Annotated in this window: 13 protein-coding genes; 6 read left to right on the top strand and 7 right to left on the bottom strand. The window is 39.0% G+C overall.

Going from position 1 to position 22,060, the window contains the following annotated elements; translation table 11 throughout:
- Positions 1 to 144: 144 nt before the first annotated feature.
- A complete protein-coding gene (locus tag ACIQZI_RS18655; RefSeq protein WP_403075843.1) occupies positions 145 to 2,310 on the bottom strand; it encodes a bifunctional metallophosphatase/5'-nucleotidase in 2,166 nt (721 codons plus the stop codon).
- 276 nt (positions 2,311 to 2,586) lie between these two features.
- Here ACIQZI_RS18655 and ACIQZI_RS18650 point away from each other — a divergent pair, with 276 nt between their 5' ends.
- The gene (locus ACIQZI_RS18650) at positions 2,587 to 6,105 is read left to right on the top strand and encodes a S8 family peptidase (RefSeq protein ID WP_403075840.1); all 3,519 of its coding nucleotides are present in this window, start codon (positions 2,587 to 2,589) and stop codon (positions 6,103 to 6,105) included.
- Between the two features lie 125 nt (positions 6,106 to 6,230).
- On the opposite strand, the gene ACIQZI_RS18645 is transcribed toward ACIQZI_RS18650, so the two are convergent.
- A complete protein-coding gene (locus tag ACIQZI_RS18645) occupies positions 6,231 to 7,286 on the bottom strand; it encodes a hypothetical protein (protein ID WP_403075837.1) in 1,056 nt (351 codons plus the stop codon).
- 11 nt (positions 7,287 to 7,297) lie between these two features.
- A complete protein-coding gene (locus ACIQZI_RS18640) occupies positions 7,298 to 8,740 on the bottom strand; it encodes an MBOAT family O-acyltransferase (protein ID WP_062185540.1) in 1,443 nt (480 codons plus the stop codon).
- Between the two features lie 846 nt (positions 8,741 to 9,586).
- Between ACIQZI_RS18640 and ACIQZI_RS18635 the strand changes: the two genes are divergently transcribed.
- Entirely contained in the window at positions 9,587 to 10,981 is a 1,395-nt protein-coding gene (locus ACIQZI_RS18635; protein ID WP_403075834.1) for a phosphodiester glycosidase family protein, read from the top strand.
- A 51-nt stretch (positions 10,982 to 11,032) separates the two neighbouring features.
- Here ACIQZI_RS18635 and ACIQZI_RS18630 read toward each other — a convergent pair whose 3' ends face one another.
- Positions 11,033 to 11,917 carry an accessory Sec system S-layer assembly protein gene (locus ACIQZI_RS18630; protein ID WP_403075831.1) on the bottom strand — a complete coding sequence of 295 codons (885 nt, stop codon included), beginning with the start codon at positions 11,915 to 11,917 and terminating at the stop codon, positions 11,033 to 11,035.
- Positions 11,918 to 12,034: 117 nt separating this feature from the next.
- Positions 12,035 to 14,401, bottom strand: coding sequence for an accessory Sec system translocase SecA2 (gene secA2, locus ACIQZI_RS18625; protein WP_403075828.1), 2,367 nt, complete (start codon positions 14,399 to 14,401; stop codon positions 12,035 to 12,037).
- A 340-nt stretch (positions 14,402 to 14,741) separates the two neighbouring features.
- Between secA2 and ACIQZI_RS18620 the strand changes: the two genes are divergently transcribed.
- Positions 14,742 to 15,806, top strand: coding sequence for a glycosyltransferase family 4 protein (locus tag ACIQZI_RS18620; protein ID WP_062185549.1), 1,065 nt, complete (start codon positions 14,742 to 14,744; stop codon positions 15,804 to 15,806).
- Between the two features lie 258 nt (positions 15,807 to 16,064).
- Here the strand turns inward: ACIQZI_RS18620 and ACIQZI_RS18615 are convergent, their stop codons facing one another.
- Together ACIQZI_RS18615 and ACIQZI_RS18610 are read right to left on the bottom strand one after the other, a co-directional pair.
- Entirely contained in the window at positions 16,065 to 17,081 is a 1,017-nt protein-coding gene (locus ACIQZI_RS18615) for an LCP family protein (protein WP_403075825.1), read from the bottom strand.
- Positions 17,082 to 17,217: 136 nt separating this feature from the next.
- The gene (locus ACIQZI_RS18610; RefSeq protein WP_403075823.1) at positions 17,218 to 17,850 is read right to left on the bottom strand and encodes a YigZ family protein; all 633 of its coding nucleotides are present in this window, start codon (positions 17,848 to 17,850) and stop codon (positions 17,218 to 17,220) included.
- 863 nt (positions 17,851 to 18,713) lie between these two features.
- Here ACIQZI_RS18610 and ACIQZI_RS18605 point away from each other — a divergent pair.
- The 3 genes from ACIQZI_RS18605 (at position 18,714) to ACIQZI_RS18595 (ending at position 21,894) form a co-directional block, all read left to right on the top strand.
- Positions 18,714 to 19,868, top strand: a complete 1,155-nt coding sequence (locus tag ACIQZI_RS18605) for a sensor histidine kinase (RefSeq protein WP_403075821.1) — start codon at positions 18,714 to 18,716, stop codon at positions 19,866 to 19,868.
- Between the two features lie 37 nt (positions 19,869 to 19,905).
- Positions 19,906 to 20,592 (top strand): response regulator, encoded by a 687-nt coding sequence (locus ACIQZI_RS18600; protein WP_403075818.1) that lies wholly within the window; start codon positions 19,906 to 19,908, stop codon positions 20,590 to 20,592.
- 459 nt (positions 20,593 to 21,051) lie between these two features.
- Positions 21,052 to 21,894: a DegV family protein gene (locus ACIQZI_RS18595; RefSeq protein WP_403075816.1), complete on the top strand. Its 843-nt coding sequence runs from the start codon at positions 21,052 to 21,054 to the stop codon at positions 21,892 to 21,894.
- The last annotated feature ends 166 nt before the right edge of the window (positions 21,895 to 22,060 follow it).

The raw sequence follows: 22,060 nt of genomic DNA, 5'->3' as shown, positions 1-22,060 counted from the left end.
TGATCCGAAAAGTAAATAATTGATCCAATTTACGAATAATTAATCCAAACGGGAACTGAATTAATCCAACCATCCAACTACCACGCCAATATCAAAAAACACCTCCCAGGATTACAAATTACCGGGAGATGCAAACTAAACAGGTTATTTCGTTGCAGCTACATCAACAATTCGGTCTTCTATCTTAGGTTCTACTTTTTCAAATGTCTTCAAGTAATCGATAAACATTTGGTAATCTGTGAAGCCGGGCTCACTCACACGGCCATCAGCATAGGCTTTAGCGAATGTATCGAAGCCGTCTCCTCCTTTGGCTGTGAAAATGTTTGTTGCAACGATGTAAGACTCATCGTTAGTAAGAGCAGTTAGTGTGCCATCTTCACCTTTTACGTTTACTTCGATCACACGGCTACCAGTATCTTTGCTGCTATCATACGTAAATGTCATGCCGGAAATGTGAAGGAATCCGCCTGATGCCTTAGGTGCTTGGCTGACACTATGTTCTAGAGCTTCCTTAATTTCAGAGCCTTTAAGGTTCATGATACCTAGCGTGTTACCAAATGGCATAACAGTTAGGACTTCTCCAACTGTAATATCGCCAGCATCAATCGACTCGCGGATTCCGCCGCCATTTGTTAAGGCAATGACTGTTTTAGGGTTAATGGTTTTGGCGGTGCTAAGCATGCCATCTGTAATCAAGTTACCAAGATTCGTTTCACCCGTTCTGACAGATTCACGCGCCCCATTTAATGCCTCGACAGCTTCGACTCCAATTGATTCCTTTTGGATATCGGCAATTTTATCAGCATATGGCTTCAGGATGGCTGCTGTCTTCGCGTCTTCAGCCCGTTCTTTCACATCTAATAATTTGCCTACTTGTCCGATTACTTTCCCATTTTTATCAAATTTCACATCAAGGGTACCGACATAGTTATTGTACTCATTCGCTTGTACGATTAATGTCGGTTCCGATTTGTTTTCTGATACGACAGTCGGCTCTTTCAATGTCGTGTGTGTATGTCCGCCAACGATCACATCGATTCCTTCAACTTGCTTTGCCAGCTCTAAATCATTATCGAATGTCAAATTGTCGTCATATCCTATATGTGTAACGGCAATAATTTTATTAATCCCCAGATCTTCAAAAGCCTTTACTGAATTCTTAGCTTCTTCAATATAGTTTTTAAAGGTAATCGCTTTAGGGCTTGAAATTTCTACGGTTTCAGCTGTTGTTAATCCGAAAATACCGACCTTTTCACCATTTACTTCTTTAATAATTCCATTGTAGATTTTTCCGTTTTCCGGTTTATCAGAATAGGTTCCGATGTGCTGAAGGCCTTCAAACAATGTATCAGCGGTGAAATCTACGTTAGACGTTATGAATGGGAAATTGGCGCCTTTAATGAAATTAGCTAATGCTTGATGTCCATTTTCGCCAGAGCCTTGGTCAAATTCGTGATTCCCGAACGTCATAACATCATAGCCGAGAAGGTTCATGAAGTTACGTTCAGCTTCACCTTGGAATTCATTGTAGTATAAGGTTCCAGTCACTGCATCCCCGGCATCGATCAACAAGGGTTCCGATTTTCTGATACGAACTTCATTAACTACTGTCGCTCTCTTCGCAACTAATTCAACATGGGAGTGCGTATCATTTGTATGCATGAGGGAAAGCTTGTAGCCTTTTTCATCCACGCCTGTCGCAGCAGCGGCTTTTTGAAGGAAAATTGAAAAGTCACCGCGCTGTGCCAACTGGTTAACTCCAAATGTAACCTTTGATGTACCGTTAGCGATCTTATTGGACAGTAAAGCCTCGACTGCAACTTGGTAGCGTTCCGTTAAATCTGTAAATGAAAGTTCTGTTTTTCCAGTCAATTCAAATCCCTTTTGGATCCAAATGGCTAATTCTCCACGAGTGATCTGGCTATCTGATCCAAAGCTTGTTGCCGTTTTTCCTGCTGTCACCCCGATTGCTTTCAAAGCATTGACTGCCTGGACTGCACGAGCTGGAACATCAGTAAACCCTGAATTTGGGGCAATCTCTGTGTTCAGATTAAGAACATTTGATAGCAGAACGGCTGCATCTGCCCGTGTAATGAATTCATGGGTACCGAAGGAAGTCTCTGTTAGTCCTTTAGCGCCTTTAGATACAATGTAATCAATCGCTGCTTGATATCGATTAGAGACATCTGTGAATTTGGATGTTGCAGCATCAGCTGTTGGCGCAAAAGCTACAGTCATCAGTGTAGCTACCGCTGCCGTCGCTATAAAATGACGATATGATTTTGTTTTGTAGCGCATGTTTCGATCCACTCTCTTCCTAATAATATTTGCAACTCCACACTGAAGAGCGAGTTATGAGTCGATTATAACAAAATTCGATATAATCACCTCGTTTTTTTCGAAATTTAATAAAGATTTACAATTAATAGCATAAAAGAATTATAAGTTGGACTCTATCAAATCTGTAATTGTTTGGATGTTAAATGGTAATGTCGAAATTTTATGTATTTTCGTAGTAGGATTATATTTCCAAAATAGGGTAAATCATATATAATAATAGAGAGTACATACAAAGGGGGAAATAGATTGAGGTCATTTTATAAAAAACTAGCGGCGGTGGGCTTGAGTGCCATTTTGCTAGCTTCTTTTGCCACGCCTGCTGCATTTGCAGTGGAAAGAAACTCTATTAAACCAGCAAGTATAACATCTATTGGAAAAAATAAAACGTCTATTGATAAAGAGAAGCAAAATTCTTTCAGTGAGGATCAGTTAATTATTAAATACACAAAGCCATTAACGGCCACTGAACATCGAAATGCTGGAGCGACTGTTATTCAACAATTTTCGAATTTGAACTATGCAGTTGTGAAAGTGAAAGATAAGAAAAACATCCATAAGGTTATTCAACATTATCAAAAAAATAGTAAAGTTCAATTAGTTACCGCAAGTGTATTGTACAAATCATTTGGTACAGTTGACCCGAAAGCAAACGAGCAATACCATTTGTCTATGTTAGATGTCAATAAAGCGCAAGCGCTTGCAGGGAAGAATCCGATAACTGTTGCTGTTATTGATACGGGGATTGATCGGAAGCATCCTGATTTGAAAAATACCTTATTACCGGGCTACAATACCGTCGATCCATTAAGTCAGCCTGTTGTGGACTCGCATGGTACTCACGTAGCAGGAATTATTGCGGCGAATAAAGACAACGGAATTGGCGGCTATGGCATTGCGCCAAATGCGAAAGTGTTACCAATTGATGTGTTTGATGGGATGTATGCAAGTGATTATTCAATTGCACAAGGCATTCTTTACGCAGTAGAACACGGAGCTAAGGTTATCAATATGAGCCTTGGTGGTGCCTTTCCTTCCCCGTTGATTGAAGAAGCGGTGAACAAGGCAATTGAAAAAGGTGTAGTCATTGTCGCTGCTGCGGGGAATGACGGAGCAGACTATGTGAATTATCCAGCAGCCTATGAGGGCGTAATTAGCGTTGGAGCGGTTGATAAAAACGCGAAATTAACCTATTACTCTACATACGGAGCTTCCGTTGACATCGTAGCGCCGGGAGATAAAGTCTACAGTACAGTCTATGATTATAGTAAACATTCAAGTTTCACTAAAATGAGCGGAACGTCCATGGCTTCCCCAGTTGTTGCAGGAGCTGCTGCTTTGCTACTCTCTAAATATCCTCATTTAACTCCAACGCAGGTTGAATATATTTTAGAACAAACTGCAACTGACCTTGGAGATAAAGGATATGATCTAAAGTATGGAAATGGCTTGGTGAATATTGTTTCAGCACTGCAGTTCAACACGAAGAAAATCCCGCAATTTGTGAAAGAAAATTGGACAAAGGCTGAAATTATTCAATCAGCAAAAACAGTAGATGTGACTCAACCACGAGTAATAAAAGGTGCAATCACAAAGCCGTTTGAACAAAAATGGATTCAATTCAAAGTTGAAAAAGGGGACTACATCCAGACTGTTCTAGAAGCAGCGACGCTTTATGATTATAAAATGATGATTCATTTTTATGACGATAAAAATAAAGCGCAACAAACGGATGTGAATACAGTAGGTGCAGGAAAAACGGAAGGGAAGCTAGTACAAGCTCCATTTAGCGGCACCGTGGCCATCGGAGTAAAGGATGTAAATGGCAACTATGATTCATCTACTTCTAAGCGATCGAACTATTCATTATCTATTGAAACAGCCAAAACATTGCCTGAGGATGATTCGTCTATTGATAATATGTTGAAGATTGATGGTTTACCTTACCAATCAACGGGTCATCATACATTCACTGGTGAAAAGGAAGATAATGATTACTTTACCTTTGAAATCGATAGCGAAAAAGCAGTGAAAATTAACCTGTCAGGCATTCCTGGAATCAAACCGAATCTTAGTGTGTACAAAGTGGATGATATCTTGCCTCTAGATGAAGAACATCCACTGACTGAGGAAGAAAAGGCTGAGATGTTGAAGGTTTTATTGGAAGGCGAAGAATATAACGATCCATATGCGTATTCGAATGGTGGAGCAACAGGTGAACAAGTAGAACTTAGTTTTGCTGCGCAACCTGGTACGTATATTCTAAAAGCAAGCAACAAATCGACGAATTACTTTGGAATCTTAGAGTTGATTTCCATGCTATTAATGGGTGGTTCTTTTGATGACTCTGTAACGATTGAGCAATCTCTGATTCCATATCTAGTGGAAATCGATACGAAGGTACTTCCTCTGGATGAGGATAATTATCCATCATTTGAAGAAGAAGGGCTAGTTAGTGGGGGGATTCCAGATTCACAAGAAACTGTAGCTAGTATCCGTGCAGCCGTGCAATCAGCTGGAGATCCATACATTGAAGAGCAAAATGCATATGTCCAAAGCCAATTGGACGCAGCGGTTCCATATGGACTTGGAACATCAACATCTGCTTATTTACAGAATGCTAGTGATGTAGACTTATACCTAGTGAAGCCGGAACAAACAGCGGTTATTGAACTAGGCCTTAAAAATAATGAAAATAAAACTCCGTTAATTGAAATTTATCAAGTGGTGGAAGATAAAACAAATAAGGAAGAACCAGTGCTTAATTTGAATTATCTAGGGGATAATTTAGATTGGAGCGGTTATACGATTTCTGCTAGTGAAAAAAGCTATACCGGCTTTAAAAAGGGAGAAACGTATCTCTTAGCTGTTCAGAATAATTACTTCAATGACATACCAGGGATTTCATTTGAACCATACGAGCTGAGCACAAAGGTTATTGGTAACGATCCACAAGATCAATATGAAGACAACGATTCATTTACGGAAAATGTAAAAGATCTACCAGGTGCTACTTTTACTGGGAATTTTGCAATGCCAAACGATATGGATGTATTTTATTATCAAGCCACTCAATCTGGAATAAAGGGTGTATCAGTAAAAACAAAACCAATTACAGATGCAATGAAGAAGGCATATCCAAACGAATTATTGGGCCAATATGCTGGAGTTGTCACGATTATTGAAGACCGAAACTATAACAGAAAACTGGATACTGAAGAGTTTAATAATGCTACCTATATTCAAAAAGGGGATTACGGCTCTATTTATGGCTCCGTTAATTTGCAAAAAGGCCATAACTACTTTATCATCACTGAAGGTTATTTTATGGGAATGGTTCCATTCTCAATGGTTCCATACACATTCACCTTTATCGATGCACCAATAAAGGATGAAGATGCAGGTTCAATTGTGAAGAATCATGTTCCTTCAAAACCTTTGAAATTGACAAAAGATAAGAAATCCTTGCTTCGAAGTGCAAAAGGTTACTTCAATGCCGGCGTTCCGAACGGTGATTCGGACTGGTACGAACATACCCTTAATAAAGATAGCACAGGTGTTATTAAATTGGCCGGCGGTCATACGACGGATGGAGTGATATCTGTCTATCAAAATGGCAAATTAGTCGCACAAGCGGATTTCTATGGTGCTGGTGACGAAGAAGTCTTAAACCTATCCTTGAAAAAAGGTAAATACCATATTGAAGTAAAAGATAGTTACGGAAATGCAAGTACTGACCCGTACACGCTTAAAGTGTATATGAATTAATGGGTAGAAAAATAGACCTGACTTAAAAAATGAGTCAGGTCTGTTTTTCACTTTATCCCGTAAAAGTCCGATTGGTTCAACTAACAATCAGTGGGGGATGAAGAAAACCCCCATTGATTGCAGTTTCACTTTATGCGGTTCTTCAGTTTGGCTTCTGCAGATTTAACAAAGTCTAGATGAGTGTCTAGATTGTCCGTCGTGATGTACTGGCCAAAATCTTCAGGGACGCCAGCATTTGTGCCATCGATTCGATGAGCAATTAATGTTCCAACCTCAGGATAAAAGTGATGACCATCAAAATAATTGGTAATGTCATTTGTCACGGAATTAGGGTACATAAAATTATAAACCCCACCAAACACATCAATTACTTCAGTGAGCCATCGTTCGTAATAAGGGTAGAGATCTTGGTTCACTAATTCCTGAAATAAAGGAGTCGAAATAGGTGTCGTGAAAATAATAAACTCCGTATTTGGATACTTCTCCTTTAAATTTAGCAAGATCTGTTTGTAATTCGGATTATAATCGTACTTCTCACCATAGAACTCTTCACGAAACTTTTCGATTTTTTCCTCTGTTTGCATGGCTGTTACTTCAGAATCTACTCGCATTGCATCGGCAACATTATAGCGGTTATAAGTTCTTTCCTTTGCAGACACATCTTTTTTGGACATTTGATAATTACTGATCGAAAAGACAAGTAAATTAAAGGATAAGAGACTTTTTATATGGTAAAAACGTTCATCCATGGGTTTAATATAACTATCCAAGTTCAAAATGGTCGAACTCTCACTTTTACTAGTTTTAAAAAAATCAAGACCGATAATCACCCGGTCAAAGTCTTTCCCATTTTCCTTCTGCGCAAATTCAATGAACGGATCATATTCTCGAACAGAAAGATTACTAGCTGAGAAGTTAAACACATTCATTCCATTAAAATCATTTTGATTAATATAAGTGGAACGGCTGCTGCCAACTAGAAGGGTATCATAATTAAAAGGTTGAAAGTGCATAGCATTTGGCTTCTGCTGTCTTTCGTCTATAACATTTTGAACATCATTATATGTATGATTATGACCATACATCCACATTGGATCCTCGTAATAAATAAAAGAAGTTCCACCTACTACAAATAGGATTACAATCGTCATAACAGTGATTACGAATTTTTTGTGAGACATAGGCATTCACCCTAAAAGTTAAAATATAGAAACGCTGAAACCTGCTGTAATTGAAAGATTGAATAGGTAAGTAATAAAGCAATAAAAATAGCCGATCCCAAGTTTGGCTTCAGATGATCCTTAACATACATCGAATTCTTTGCGAAGACGGCAATGAGAAAAGCAAAAAGTAACCATCCAATGACATAATAGAAACTTTCATTCATCGTAAATTCATAATAAGGAGGATTGAAATTGCTAAAGAATTTGGGGTGGAAATTTTCAGGAAGCCTAATACCATTCCAACCAATCATGCTTTTGAATACCATGATCGCTGCATCAATTGAAGGAGCTCGGAAGAACACCCAGGCCGCGTTAACAAATTGAAAGGTAATGAACCAGGCTAGAAGTTTTGGTAGTTTAAAGCCTGCTTGACTCCATAGTCTATTGATAACACTAGCAATGCCGTGCATCAATCCCCAGATAATAAATGTCCACCCTGCACCGTGCCAGATGCCACTGACGAGAAAGATAATCATAATATTAATATAAGTTCGTATCGGCCCTTTGCGATTACCACCGAGTGGAATATAGATATAACGTGTCAAGAAATTGGAAAGAGTGATATGCCATCTTCTCCAGAAATCTTGAATACTTAATGCTTTATAAGGAGAATTAAAGTTCATTGGGAGTCTGATGTTAAATAGTAAAGCCGCGCCAATAGCCATATCCGAATATCCACTAAAATCAAAATAAAGCTGAAACGTATAAGATAAAGATGTAATCCACGAATCTAAAAAAGTAAGGACACTGGGATCTCGATAGCCGCTATTCGCTAATTTAGCAAAAGTATCAGCGATTCCTACTTTTTTAAACAGGCCAATACTAAAAACGCTTAACCCGATTGCTATATTTCTGTAATTGATTTTGCGATTTACTTTGTTTTCAAATTGCGACATCACATCGCCGTGTTGAACGATCGGACCCGCGATTAATTGTGGGAAAAATGTGACAAATAAACCGTAGTTGAGAGGATGATAGCCTCTTGTTTCACCGTGATAAGAATCGACTAAGTACGGGATTTTTTGAAACGTGTAAAAACTAATAGCAAGCGGAAGGATAAGATTCATAACTCGATAATCCGTATCAAATGCAGCATTTATATTCGTGATAAAGAAGTCATAATACTTAAAGTAGCCCAATAAGCATACATTAAATAAAATACCAATTGTCAGCAGTATCTTTTTCTTTAAAGGATGCTTCACTTTACCAAGAATGGTCCCAATGATGTAGTTCACGACTAGGGAAAAGAGAAGCAATGGCAGATAAATTGGATTCCACCAACCGTAAAAGAACAAGGAAGAGAGAAAAAGCCAAACCTTTGCAAACGTAAAGCTTATTTTATTTAAAATGAAATAACCGAGAAAAACGATTGGTAAAAACAAAAAAATAAATTCGAACGAATTAAATATCAAGGGATACTTCACCTCGCTAGACACCTGAAATAAATTGTAAAATCCTTATAAATGATACTATATATACGTCTTAGACACAACTAGGCATACTCTTTGGAGAAGAACATAAAGGTAAAAAGAGGTCATTTCTGATAATATATACATTGTAAGAAAAATTTTCATATTTCTCTTGAAATATATTCCTAATGTGATAATCTATATATAAGTAATAAAATTCCGTTTTGTGTTGATAATAAAGGGTTATGGTTGGTTTTTGGCTAAAGAGCTACCTGCTAAATTTATTTAGCAGGTAGCTTTTTTTTGTATGAAGGACATGGGGACGGGTCTCCGCGACTTACTAATATAGCCAATCTATTTATCAAGTATATTGATTTTACCTTAGAAAGCATCCAAAATTCCGGCTCCGCACCGCCACCATTATGATTAGGTGAGTGTAGCGTGCTTCATGATCGATCCTTCATAGTAAATGGTGGCGCTTTAACGTCATATTCGTTTTGTATAGAAAAACGGAATGAGTTGGAGTTATGTTAATGGATCTAAAGTGGGGGAGCCTTGAAGGAACCCTTGTACGGATGAAAAGGGGAAGTAGGACCGGCATAAAGCAAATCCTGCGCCATCTTACTCTCTTAAATACGTAGAAAAAGTACAATCTTCCATAATAATGTATATGACTTGGAAAAAATATGTATTGGTATATAATAGGATATAGTATTTACTAGATTCGTGTAATTCTAGAGAGAAAGGTTGTTTATTTTGAAGAGTTATAAGAAAATATTTATTTTGTTTACTCCTCTGTTCCTCATCATGTTGTTCCTCGGCGTTTCTAGTAGCTACGCAAAGACTGCTATGTTAACACCGGGTGCCCAGATGAGGTACGAAACGACGACGATAGCTAAGAAGAAACAAGCGGTTAATGTTCTTAATTTAAACCTGACTAACCCAAATATCACGATTGAGATGGGATATAATAGCCCTCTTAATACGTGGAAAACCGTTCCGGCGTTTGCTAAAGCAAATACATATGATAAACATCATGTAATAGGTGCTGTGAATGCCTCTCTGTTCCATACGAGAGATAACAAGCTCCCGATGTATCTATTAGCTCAAAATAAGCAAATTCTTAATTTCGGCGCGGAAAGAGAGATGGAAGATACAGGATTCATGTCTGTTCCAGCGGCGTTTGGAATGGATGAAAGCGGCAAAGCAATCATTGATCGCTACAAGATCCAAGCATCCTTCAGCTATCAAGGAAACACATATCTATTAAGTGGATTTAATCGGGCACGGGAAGAAAACGAGAGTGTGTTGTTCACATCCTCATTCCGTTATCCAAATACGAGAACGAACTCAACCGGATATGAAGTCATTGTTGCGAAACTTTCAAAGGATATCGACAAGAGTGTTGGTTTTGGCGAGACCGTAACAGGTCAAATTGTTGGAACAAGACCATATGGTGAAAAGTCCAGTGCGATGATTCCTAAAGATGGTTTTGTTATTTCGACACAAGGGATGTCCGTAGAGCAAGTGCGGAATATGAAGATAGGTGATGAGATTTCTCTAACCATTGATATCGATGAAAAGTGGCAGAATTCAAAGTTCATGCTTGCTAGCGGCCCCCTATTAGTCCAAGAAGGTAAAACAAATCTTACCATTGATACGTCAACAGCGAAAGCGAAAGCAAGAAGGGCAAGAACAGCGATCACTGTCGACGCTGCAGGTACTAGAGTATATATGGTTACAGTAGACAATACGAAGGGCAACCCAGGGATGACGCTTGAAGAATTTGCTGATTATTTAGTAAGTCTCGGTGCCTATCAAGCAATTAATCTAGATGGCGGCGGCTCCACTACTATGGCAATAAGAAACCCAGGCAGCCGTTATGCGGGTCTCATTAACAGCCCATCCGATGGAAGGATGCGCCCAGTTTCAACTGTTTTACAGGCTATTAGTAAAGCACCCTATGGACCACCTGCAAAAGTTTCAGCTAAACGAACAAAGGCGGGTACATTGAAACCAGGAGATTCTACAAGTTTTACTGTCACATCAGTGCTTGATTCATACAATAACCTGCTACCAATCTACAAAACGGGTGTTAAAGTAGTACCGGATCCTTCTATAAATAAGATTGGCAAGATGTCCGGTAATAAATTTATTGCCACTAAACCTGGGACTGGATTTGTTACAGTGAATTATGCCAGTGTTTCCGTTAAGGTTCCTGTGAAAGTAGCAAAGAAAAAATAGCATAAAGAAAGAGCCTGTGCAAATTTTAGCGCAGGCTCTTTCTTTACCTTATTATTGAACAGGTTTAGCAGACCATGTTGATAAGTCTATGTCTTCTTTTAAAACCATCGTTGCCGGGAAAATAAACGTCCAAGGCTTTGATGTGTTTGCTTTAATTTCTAAATCGTCTAATGAAAAGCCGCCTTTTGCAACTACTTCTTTAGAAGCATCAATAATTTCTAAAGGAAGCTTTTCAATTTTAACGTTTTTGTCGTGACCGTTACGAATTAGAATGGTGACATTGAGGTCGCCTTTCTCCGTCTTTTTCGCTTGTAAGCCTAGGAAATTTACTTCACCTTCGCGTGGTGGGTCAATTTGTTCCACGTACTTTTCTAAGTTTTTGCGTTCTGCTTCTGGCAGACTTTTTTCCCAAGATTCAGCAAGATCAAGTCTATGCTTTGCTTTCAGTTCAAAAGCGATGGTCCAGTCCTTTGTAGAGAACTCCTTCTTCGAAACGGTATCAGCAGGGAAGACGAACATCCAAGGGCGGCTGCTTCTAGCAGGAAGTTCTCCTAGCACACTCATATCAAAAGAATGTCTAGCAATTGTTTCTTTGTTTTCATCCAAAAGCAATAGTTTTACTTCTTGGAAGGTGATGTCTTTCTTTAAGCTGTTACGAACAAAGGCAATCGCAACTACTTCATTTTTTTCTGGTCGCAATTCAATACCTGCTAGTGAGATCTGATTCGGTTTCAATGGGTCAAGCTCATTGTTTAGAAATCGGTACACGTAATTTTGTTCACTTGAAAGATTCCACTGCGGGTGAATCGATAATTCAGTGATAATATCTTCGTCTGTTTGATTTTCTGTTTCATTTAATAGATCGCCAGAAGAAATGACTGAATCCTTACCTTCTTTTTTAAGCTTATTTTTGTTTTTTTTGAAAATAGAGGCCATTTATCGCCAACTCCTTTAAAATTGTGAAAAACATGGGCAAGATTAATTAATAAGGGTCTGACCTCGTACTCTACTAGTCAATATTTAGTAGAGACAAGGTCTGATCTTATAGACTTTTTATTCTTCTACTTGGCTGTTAACAGCTTGTATGAAACGCCCGATTTGTACGGCCATTTCCGTTTCAATTGTATTAAATGTATGGGTAAATAACTCAAGTCCTTCTTTTTGATAAAGCCGTAACGGATCTTCTTGCTGATATTGACGCAAGCCAATCCCTTCTTTAAGTCTTGCCATGTTCTCCAAATGTTGGACCCATTGGGTATCGATGACGTTCAATAGCCAGATTTTCAAAGTCTGAAGATACGCTGGGTTTGCGCCTAGCTGTTCTTCAATGCTTTCGATGTATGATTCCATCTTAGGTGTGATTACTTCTTCTATTTCTTTGTTACTTTGAAGAGGTGATGAAAGTGTAATCGGGTAGCCAGGCAGAATTTCGTTTATCTTCGAATTGAGAGCATCTAGATTCCATTCTTCAAAAGGAACGTCTTCTGGGCAATGCAGTTCCATCACATTACTTATCGCATTGCGTATCTTCGAAGCTATTTGACTATCATTATTTTCTGCTTCCATAATTCGGTCTCGCACTTGGTAAATGATGTTTCGTTGTTCATTGCTTACATCATCTAATTTTAAATTGTATTCTCGCATGGAATAGTGAGATCCTTCGACAATTCGTTGGACGCGATCGACGAATTCATCAACTTTTTTATAGGTGATAAGGCCTGTAGTATCTGATGTCAGCTTTTTTGCAAGCTTTTCTAAGTCCTCCACGGCAAATCGTTTAATCATATCATCTTCTAGTGAAATATAGAATTGTGAAGAACCAGGGTCTCCTTGACGTCCAGCACGTCCACGTAATTGGTTATCTACCCGTCTGCTTTCATGCTTCTCTGTGCCGATTACGTGTAAGCCACCAAGATCGGCGACGCCTTCTCCAAGTAAAATGTCCGTTCCCCGACCTGCCATATTGGTAGCAATCGTAATTTGACCTCGTTGTCCAGCCGTAGCAATCAGCTCTACTTCTTGTTCCACACTTTTCGCGTTTAGTAAATTAAAAGATAGGTTCTCTTTCTTTAAATAGGAAGCAACCTTTTCAGATTGTAGGATAGAAGTCGTCCCAATTAAGATCGGTTGTCCAGTAGCATGCACTCGTTTTACTGCTTCGGCAACTTTTTTATATTTATGGTCCAGTGTCTTAAAGATTACATCTTGATGATCTACGCGGATTTTGTCTCGATTGGTTGGAATTTGAATAACGTCCATGCCATAAACATTTTGAAATTCTTTTTCCTCAGTTTTAGCTGTACCTGTCATTCCTGATAGCTTAGCATACATTCTAAAGTAGTTCTGAATCGTAACAGAAGCCTGCGTTTTATTTTCTTCTGTAATCTCAATACCTTCTTTTGCCTCGATCGCTTGGTGCAATCCATCGCTTAGTGATCGACCATCCATCACTCGGCCTGTAAAGATATCAACTAACAGAATCTTCCCGTCTTTAATAATATAATCGACATCTTTTTCAAACATGACATGGGCACGAACTGCTTGAATGACATAGTGAAAGAGTGTCTGATGCTCAAGGTCATAAAGGTTATCAATCCCAAATGCTTTCTCCACTTTCTCCACACCATCATCGGTCAAGCTTGTTGCTTTCGTTTCCGGATCAAATGTATAATCCTCTTCTTGTTTAAAACGTTTCGCAAGACGAGAAGCGATATGCTGCAGATCACTGTTCGATTGCGTTTTACCAGCGATAATTAGTGGCGTTTTTGCTTCGTCCACAAGTACGCTGTCCACTTCGTCAATAATGGCATAGTGAAGGGGTCTTTGACTTTTATCGGCGACAGTGACAGCCATGTTATCACGTAAGTAGTCAAAGCCAAATTCCGTTCCCACCCCGTACGTGATGTCAGCAAGATAGGCATCTTTCTTTTCATAAGGCTGCATATTTGGAACGTTTAAACCGACCGTTAATCCAAGGAACTCATGAATTTGACCAATTTTTTCCCGATCCCGTGTGGCTAAGTAATCATTGACGGTAATAACATGTACACCTTTACCTTCAAGGGCACGCAAATAGCTTGGTAGAGAAGCAACTAGTGTTTTCCCTTCTCCTGTAGCCATCTCTGCAATATTTCCTTCTGTTAAGACAAGCCCACCGATCATTTGAACATCAAAGTGTCTCATACCAAGTACACGCTTGGAAGCTTCTCTGACAACAGCAAAGGCATCCAATTTTATATCATCAATTGTTTGTCCGTTTGTTAAATCAGCTTTAAATTGGGTTGTCATGTCTTTAAGCTGCTCATCGGAATATTGAATATATTTTGGTTCTAATGCATTAATTTCATCCACCATTTTATAATATTTAGTAAGCCTTTTTTGATTAGTATCTCCAAAGGTGTTTTTCAGAAACGATAGCATGTAAAACGCCCCTTAATTAGCATATATTCTGTCTTTCAAGTAATAATCTTACCAAAAATAACAGGTATTTGCTATAAATAGTGGAAGACTGTGAAATTTATACAATAACCTAGTTGTTTTCGTCAGGAAAAAGTGAGGAAATGGCATATTTAATAAAAATAGTTTGTAAGTTTATTAGAATTCTAGTAATATATTTGATGATATCAGTTTTTGTTGATTAGACCGGGAAAAAAGAGAATGACGTCAGATGAAAATTTTGTGACTACCAAATAAATGAAATGTTTCTTTATACTCATTCTTTAATCTTAAATTGGATATGATATTTCTAAGGAGGTACTCCATGGTTTACCTTGCCTTGTTACTATGCTTTGTGGCATCCATTATTATTACGCCGCTTGTTAAGAAATTTGCCATCAAGATTGGTGCAACTGACAAGCCCAACTATCGTAAAGTTCATCAGAAAGTTATGCCCCGTCTAGGCGGATTGGCAATCTATATCAGTTTTCTCATCGGCTGGGTTTTCTTAAGACCAAATGATGACTTAACAAACATAACGATCCCGCTTCTAATTGGCGGTTTTATTATAATAATTACTGGATTTTTCGATGATTTATTCGAACTTTCAGCTAAAATTAAATTTATGGCACAAATTGTTGCGGCAGGCGTTGTTGTCATTGGTGGCGTCCAAGTCGATTATATTAACTTACCGTTCGGAGGAGAGCTTCATTTTGGCATACTGGCCATTCCGTTAACGATCCTTTGGGTGGTAGGCATTACGAATGCCATTAATTTAATTGATGGTCTTGACGGACTAGCTGCAGGTGTTTCATCGATTGCCTTAATTACCATCTCGGGAATGGCCATTTTAAAAGGTGACCTATTCGTAATGAGTATGGCATTGATCCTTTTAGGAAGTACACTTGGTTTCTTGTTTTACAATTTCCATCCGGCAAAAATCTTTATGGGAGATACAGGAGCATTATTCCTAGGATACATGATTGCGGTTCTTTCCCTGATGGGGTTCAAGAATATCACAATGATTTCTTTGATTGTACCGGTTATTATCCTCGGAGTTCCAATTTCTGATACATTCTTTGCGATTATTCGCCGGATTAAGCACAAAAAACCATTATCAGCACCGGATAAATCCCATTTGCATCACTGCTTACTTGAAGTAGGATTTTCACATAGGCAGACGGTTTTACTCATCTATGCAATGGCCGCATGCTGTGGATTATCTGCTTTCATTTTCTCGATGGCTACGTCATGGGGGGCAATTTTCATGGGAATCATCCTCTTGCTAGCTGTTGAGGTAATTGTAGAAAAAATAGGTTTAATCGGTAAGGAATACCAACCGTTATTACGTTTTATCAATGCGAAAAACGATCAAATGAAAGATCGTTAATTAAAACCTCTCTGATAAAGAGAGGTTTTTTTGTATGCTTTTTTAAGGAATGGGGTAGTTTAAATAGGAGAAGTCGTGCATGGGTTTGGATTAATTATTACTTTTCTTGGACAGATTCTTTGTTTGTTAGGATTAATTCATCGCATTTTCGATTAAATAGTCCCATAATTGGATTAAAACAGCATGGTTAAGCTAAGATTTTCCGGCTTTTGATCAAAAAACAGCTGTACCTCATTTGGTACAACTGTAATTTATTCATTATTCAGCATCATATGAGAGGCTGCCTACGTTTTTCTCGCTTGTTAAGCCTAAATGCTTTTTCAATAAGTTTTGTGTTTCTGTCAGCTTGTCCTGATCAAGGTTGAAGACGTATGAGTTATTTTCTCTACCGTCTGTACCTTCGAGTTGAAGGGTATCGATTGTCAGGTCATTTCTAGCAGTGGCGTATTCAACAAATGTCTTCATTTCAGTAAAGGTTAAGTTCGTTTTCATATTCCCGCCGACCGCTTCGATTATATCAGGATATTTCGCAACAGCGTGAACTGTAGTTGCTTTTTTTATCATCGCTTGAATAATTTCTTGTTGTCGCTGTCCTCGAAAAAGATCACTATCTTGTTTACGTGTACGTGCAAGTGCTAATGCTTCTTCGCCGTTGACGGTCTGCAAGCCAGGTTCAAGGTGAATCGCGTTATTTTGATCTTCTGCGTTTTTCTCATTCAATTCATAGGGAACTTCGACTTCGATTCCGTCAAGCGCATTTACAACGTCTATGAACGCGTAGAAGTTCATACGTACATAATAATCGACTGGAATATCAAGGAGATTTTCAACGGTTTCAACGGTGACCTGGGGTCCTCCGTATGCATGTGCATGCGTGATTTTCGTGTAACGATCTTTTTTAGGAACGTACACATAAGAATCTCGTGGAATACTTAATAATTTAATCGATTTATTTTTCCGATTGAAGGTAGCTAGTATCAAAGCATCTGATCGTGTGGCCTCGTTATACTTCCTAGACTCACTATCATCCACACCAATAAATAGAATGGATGTATTGTCTACCTTTGGATTGACCTTCGCTTCACGTTTAGAGGAGAGGCCAATTGACTCAAAAGAATTATCAAGAGTAGAAGCGGCTTTATTGTACAAATATGCGCCATAGGCAGTGCCAGTGATAGTTAGTAATAAAATTGGAACCAAGAACCATGCAACAAGTTTTTTACGTTTCCGCTTGCGCCTTCTTTTGGTAACCCTGTATAAGCGTTGGTTTGACATATTACTTTCTCCTTCGTGGGTAGTATCCAGACTAAAGTATATCTAGGAAACTATACTCTACAACATTCTACAATTTTTTTACTGTTTCGTAAATTGAATTATAGCAGGAAATAGGAAGGGATTAAAAAATAAAGTGTTATTTTTCTCGCTCAAGGTACAGTTGTTCCCCTTCTTCTATCCGGCTCTGGCCATTGGTCAATTCTGTCATCCAGGATATAAATGACTCTTTACCAGTCTCTTCTACATATGTTTCAATCATTACATTCTCAAGATAATGAATTTCCTTTACTTCATAAATAGACGAACGGAGCTCATTTTCCAGTTTACCAAGCCATGTATAGTCAATATATGTGCCAATGACCCGCATCAGCTTTCGTTCGACAACTCCAGTTGCATCAATTCCTTCAGATGTTGATTTACTGTAGGCACGAATCAGACCGCCTGCGCCAAGCTTGATTCCACCAAAATAACGAGTAACAACGACTGTGGTGTCTTTTAGGCCCTTTTTCTTCAATACTTCAAGAATAGGAACGCCAGCTGTACCACTTGGTTCGCCATCGTCGAGTGCCTTCTGGATTTGATCATGCTCACCGATTAAATAGGCAGAACAGTTATGTGTGGCATCTTTGTGCAATTTTTTTATATGTTGAATGAAGACTTGAGCTTCTTCTTCTGATTCGGTACGCGCAATATGAGAAATGAAGCGGGATTTTTCAATGATGATCTCATGTTTTCCGTTTCCTTTTACAGTAAGGTAGGATTGTAGCATAATAGCTCCTTTCTTTGCTAAAAAATAGTAGAGGATGTTCAAAAAGTCCAATAAAAATAGCTGTCGAATTGTATCAAAGCTCTGTCTCTTTGGCCCTCACGTATTACTGCATACGTTCCGGTCCTCTCGAGATGCGCTCCTCGAACTTCTCGGCTCTTTTTATCCTCCTTTTTGAACACGCACTAGTAGTTTGTTTTTCCTTCATTATAAGGCTTTCGCTATGGGGCTGCAATTTTCGATAGGCATGGATTGCACGATAATATGAAGGAAGTCGTTCCTTTTTCTTAAAAGTCATGGGATAGTAAGGTATGTAAAGAAACTTTAATATTAGGCCGTTTTCTTCATGGTATAATAAGGTCTAATGTTCTATAGCTTTTTCTATATCTAGATAATAGGGATATGCTTAAAAGAATATTATGTATGAAAAAGCAAGCTTGGATTTTTTAAAGGCAAGCTTGTGGTGTTTGAAACTTAGAGCTGCAAGGGTTTCTGTTACAATACCTTATCCGGCTATCCTATTTTTAGGTATAATGGAGTCATTCATGGTTTGCTTCTATTGTATAGGATGGATTAGGATAATAGATATAGTAAATCGGCGTATTTCTTTGTTACAATGGGAAAGTCAAAATGGCTTCTAGCTACAAGGACGTATATAGGGTAAGAATAATATTGCGTGCTTAATGATCGATCCTTCATAGTAACGGGTGGTGTTTTAACGCCATTTAGGTTTTGCATGACAATCGACCTTGGTAATTACTACTAAGTATTAGATACCTATTATTTAATGAAGTGAAAGTCTGTCAATTGGCGTTATAGTAAAGGATAAACCAACCAAAAGGCTGGATGTAATCGGAGGAATCTAAATGTCCTTGAAAAAAATGGATGTAAAAGCTTTGGACATGATAGTTGAAACGATGATCACGACTGTTGGAGACAGCAAAGTTGAGATATTTGAAATACAAGAGCAATGCCTTCGTGAGTTTGAGGAGATAACGAAGGAGCTTGAAGAAGTGAAGATCCAGGTTGCCATCGTGATAGAAGAATGCGATATTCTCGAAAAAAAAGCCCGATTATCAAGAAAGCGTCTTTCGGAAGTGAGCGAGTATTTCAATGATTTTTCTGAACAACAAGTTCGTGATGCTTATGAGGTTGCGCATAAGCTTCAAGCGGATTTACAGATGAACAGTCAAATCGAGAAACAATTGCGGCTGCGTAGGGATGATTTAGAGAGAAGGTTGCGCGGACTTGAACAGACGATTGATCGGGCCGAGCATCTTGTTTCACAAATTTCAGTTGTCTTGAATTACTTAACAAGTGATTTGAAACAAGTGGCTCCAGCGCTTGAAGATGCGAAACGCAAACAGGACTTTGGCTTAAAAATCATTGAGGCTCAGGAAGAAGAGCGTAAGAAGCTTTCCCGTGAAATTCATGATGGACCGGCACAGATGCTGGCAAACGTCATGATGCGATCCGATTTAATTGACCGTATTTATCGGGAAAGAGGCGGCGACGAGGCCATCATCGAAATTCGAAACTTGAAGGTGATGGTTAGAAATGCACTGTATGAGGTGCGCCGAATTATTTATGATTTACGTCCAATGGCACTTGATGATTTAGGGTTAATACCTACCCTAAGAAAATACCTACAAACGACTGAAGACTACAACTACGGTATACAAATGACGTTTATAAATTTAGGCGAAGAAAAAAGACTGCCATCTGATATGGAAGTCGCGCTATTTCGCCTCGTGCAAGAATCCATTCAAAATGCGTTGAAGCATGCGGAACCGAAAAGCATCCAAGTCAAGCTATCGATGACGAAAGAAATGGTCATTGTTATGGTGAGGGATGATGGAATTGGCTTCGATTCTGATGTTCAAAAAGCAGGCTCATTTGGATTAATGGGGATGAAGGAACGTGTCGAGCTGCTGGAAGGTGAAATGACGATTGATTCGCATCAAGGAATAGGGACACTCGTATCAGTAAAGGTGCCATTGAATGATCGTATAGAATACTAAACTTAGATATGGTAAGAGGATAAAGGGGGAACCACGATTGAAAACAAGCATTGTCATTATAGACGACCATCAGCTTTTTCGTGAAGGTGTAAAAAAAATCCTGGAATTTGAATCTGCATTTGATGTAGTTGCAGAAGGGGACGACGGTTGTGAGGCGATGAATTTAGTAGAAACGCACCGACCGGATGTGGTGATCATGGATATTAATATGCCACAAGTAAGCGGCGTGGAGGCAACTAAATTACTCATTGAGCGCTATCCAGATGTGAAGATTATCATTCTATCGATTCATGATGATGAAAATTACGTCACCCATGCACTTCAGACTGGGGCACAAGGGTATTTGTTAAAAGAAATGGACGCAGATGCTTTAGTAGAAGCGGTGAAAGTAGTGGCAGACGGCGGATCGTACCTACATCCGAAAGTCACTCACAATCTAGTGAAAGAATATCGTCGAATTGCTATTGAGCAGATGACAGAGAGAGAATCTTCCCTTTATATTCCTGAAATCAGAAAACCGCTTCATTTATTAACGCGCCGGGAATGTGAAGTGCTTCAACTTCTAGCAGATGGCCAAAGTAACCGTGGAATCGGAGAAACACTATTTATCAGTGAAAAAACTGTAAAAAACCACGTCAGCAATATTTTGCAAAAAATGAATGTCAATGACCGTACACAAGCTGTCATTTCAGCGATTAAAAACGGTTGGGTTGAAGTGAAATAAAGTAATGATTGGACATCCACAGCTGAATTGTTGGAGGAGGCCAAAGGAAATCGTCTAGCTTAATCGATGTTACAACGATTAAGACTGGGCGATTTTTGCTTGGGGGATTTCAGACAGGACAAAAGAAAGAACCTATTACGCCTAATTGAGGTCCCGCGATTCGAAATCTGACTTTCACGCGCCGGGAATGACGTCTCGCAATCCAAATCCAAGGGCTCACGATCTAAACTTAAAATTGCAGGCCCACATTTGTTTTGGCGACTTTCTGTTAAAGGTACCACAACATTATGATGCGAGCAGAGACGGTATCGTATAAAGTGAAACTTCAATTAGTGGGGTTTTCATCCTCCACCTACGATTCCTCTAAGCCTTGAGGTAGGGGCTTTACTGCCCGTTAATGCGGGATAAAATGGTGATTAAGTATAAATGAGAATAATGAAATAAGGATGGTAATGTTTTATGAAAACGGCAGTTGTTACGGACAGTACCGCATATATCCCAGAACTAATACGTAAACAATTTCATATACATATGGTTCCGCTTCAGGTAGTGATTGGTGACGAGGCGTATCGTGAAGAAATTGATATAACGGCGGATGAGTTTTACGATGTGGTCAAAACGGAGGACAAGCTCCCGACAACCTCTCAGCCACCAACAGGTTTATTTATCGAGAAATATGAGCAATTAGCGAAAGAGTATGATGCAGTCGTGAGTATCCATTTATCAAGTGGAATTAGCGGAACGTATCAAGGCGCGATCAGTGCAGGAGATATGGTTGAGGGTCTAGATGTGTACGCCTTTGATTCAGAAATCAGCTGTTATGTTCAGGGGTTCTATGTTCTTGAAGCAGCCAAGATGGCCTTAGATGGAAAAGGACCAGACGAAATTCTTGCTCGTTTGGAAGTCATCAAGCAATCAGCACGTGCCTATTTTATGGTGGATGACTTGGCACATTTACAGCGTGGAGGGCGTCTAAACAGCGCACAGGTATTGATTGGCAGTCTCCTTCAAGTCAAACCAATTCTCCATTTTGTAGACAAAGTAATCGTTCCTTTTGAAAAAATCCGAACTCGGAAAAAGGCTATGAAGCGAATCGCAGATTTACTCGGCCAAGATGTGGCTCAAGGTGGCATGTATAAAGCGGTGATTATTCATGCAAAACGTGAAGAAGAAGCGAAAGATTGGAAAGAGGAACTCGAAGCGATTTATCCAAATGTAGAATTCGATATAAGCTATTTCGGACCTGTTATTGGCACACATCTTGGTGAAGGATCGATGGCGATGGGCTGGTATAAGCTGTAAACGGAGCGCCTTACCTCAGAAATGGGGTGGGCGTTTTTGACTTTATTGGAGTATGAACCATCAGATTGGATTAATTCTTGCCATTTTACATAATGATGCATCAGGAAGTCGCTTACTCCCTAAGTCCTGTGCGTTTTATAACACTTGGTGGTTTACTCTTCAACTT

This window comes from Peribacillus sp. NPDC096379, from assembly GCF_044762875.1.
Lineage (GTDB): Bacteria > Bacillota > Bacilli > Bacillales > DSM-1321 > Peribacillus.
This window is presented reverse-complemented; position numbering and strand designations above follow the sequence as displayed.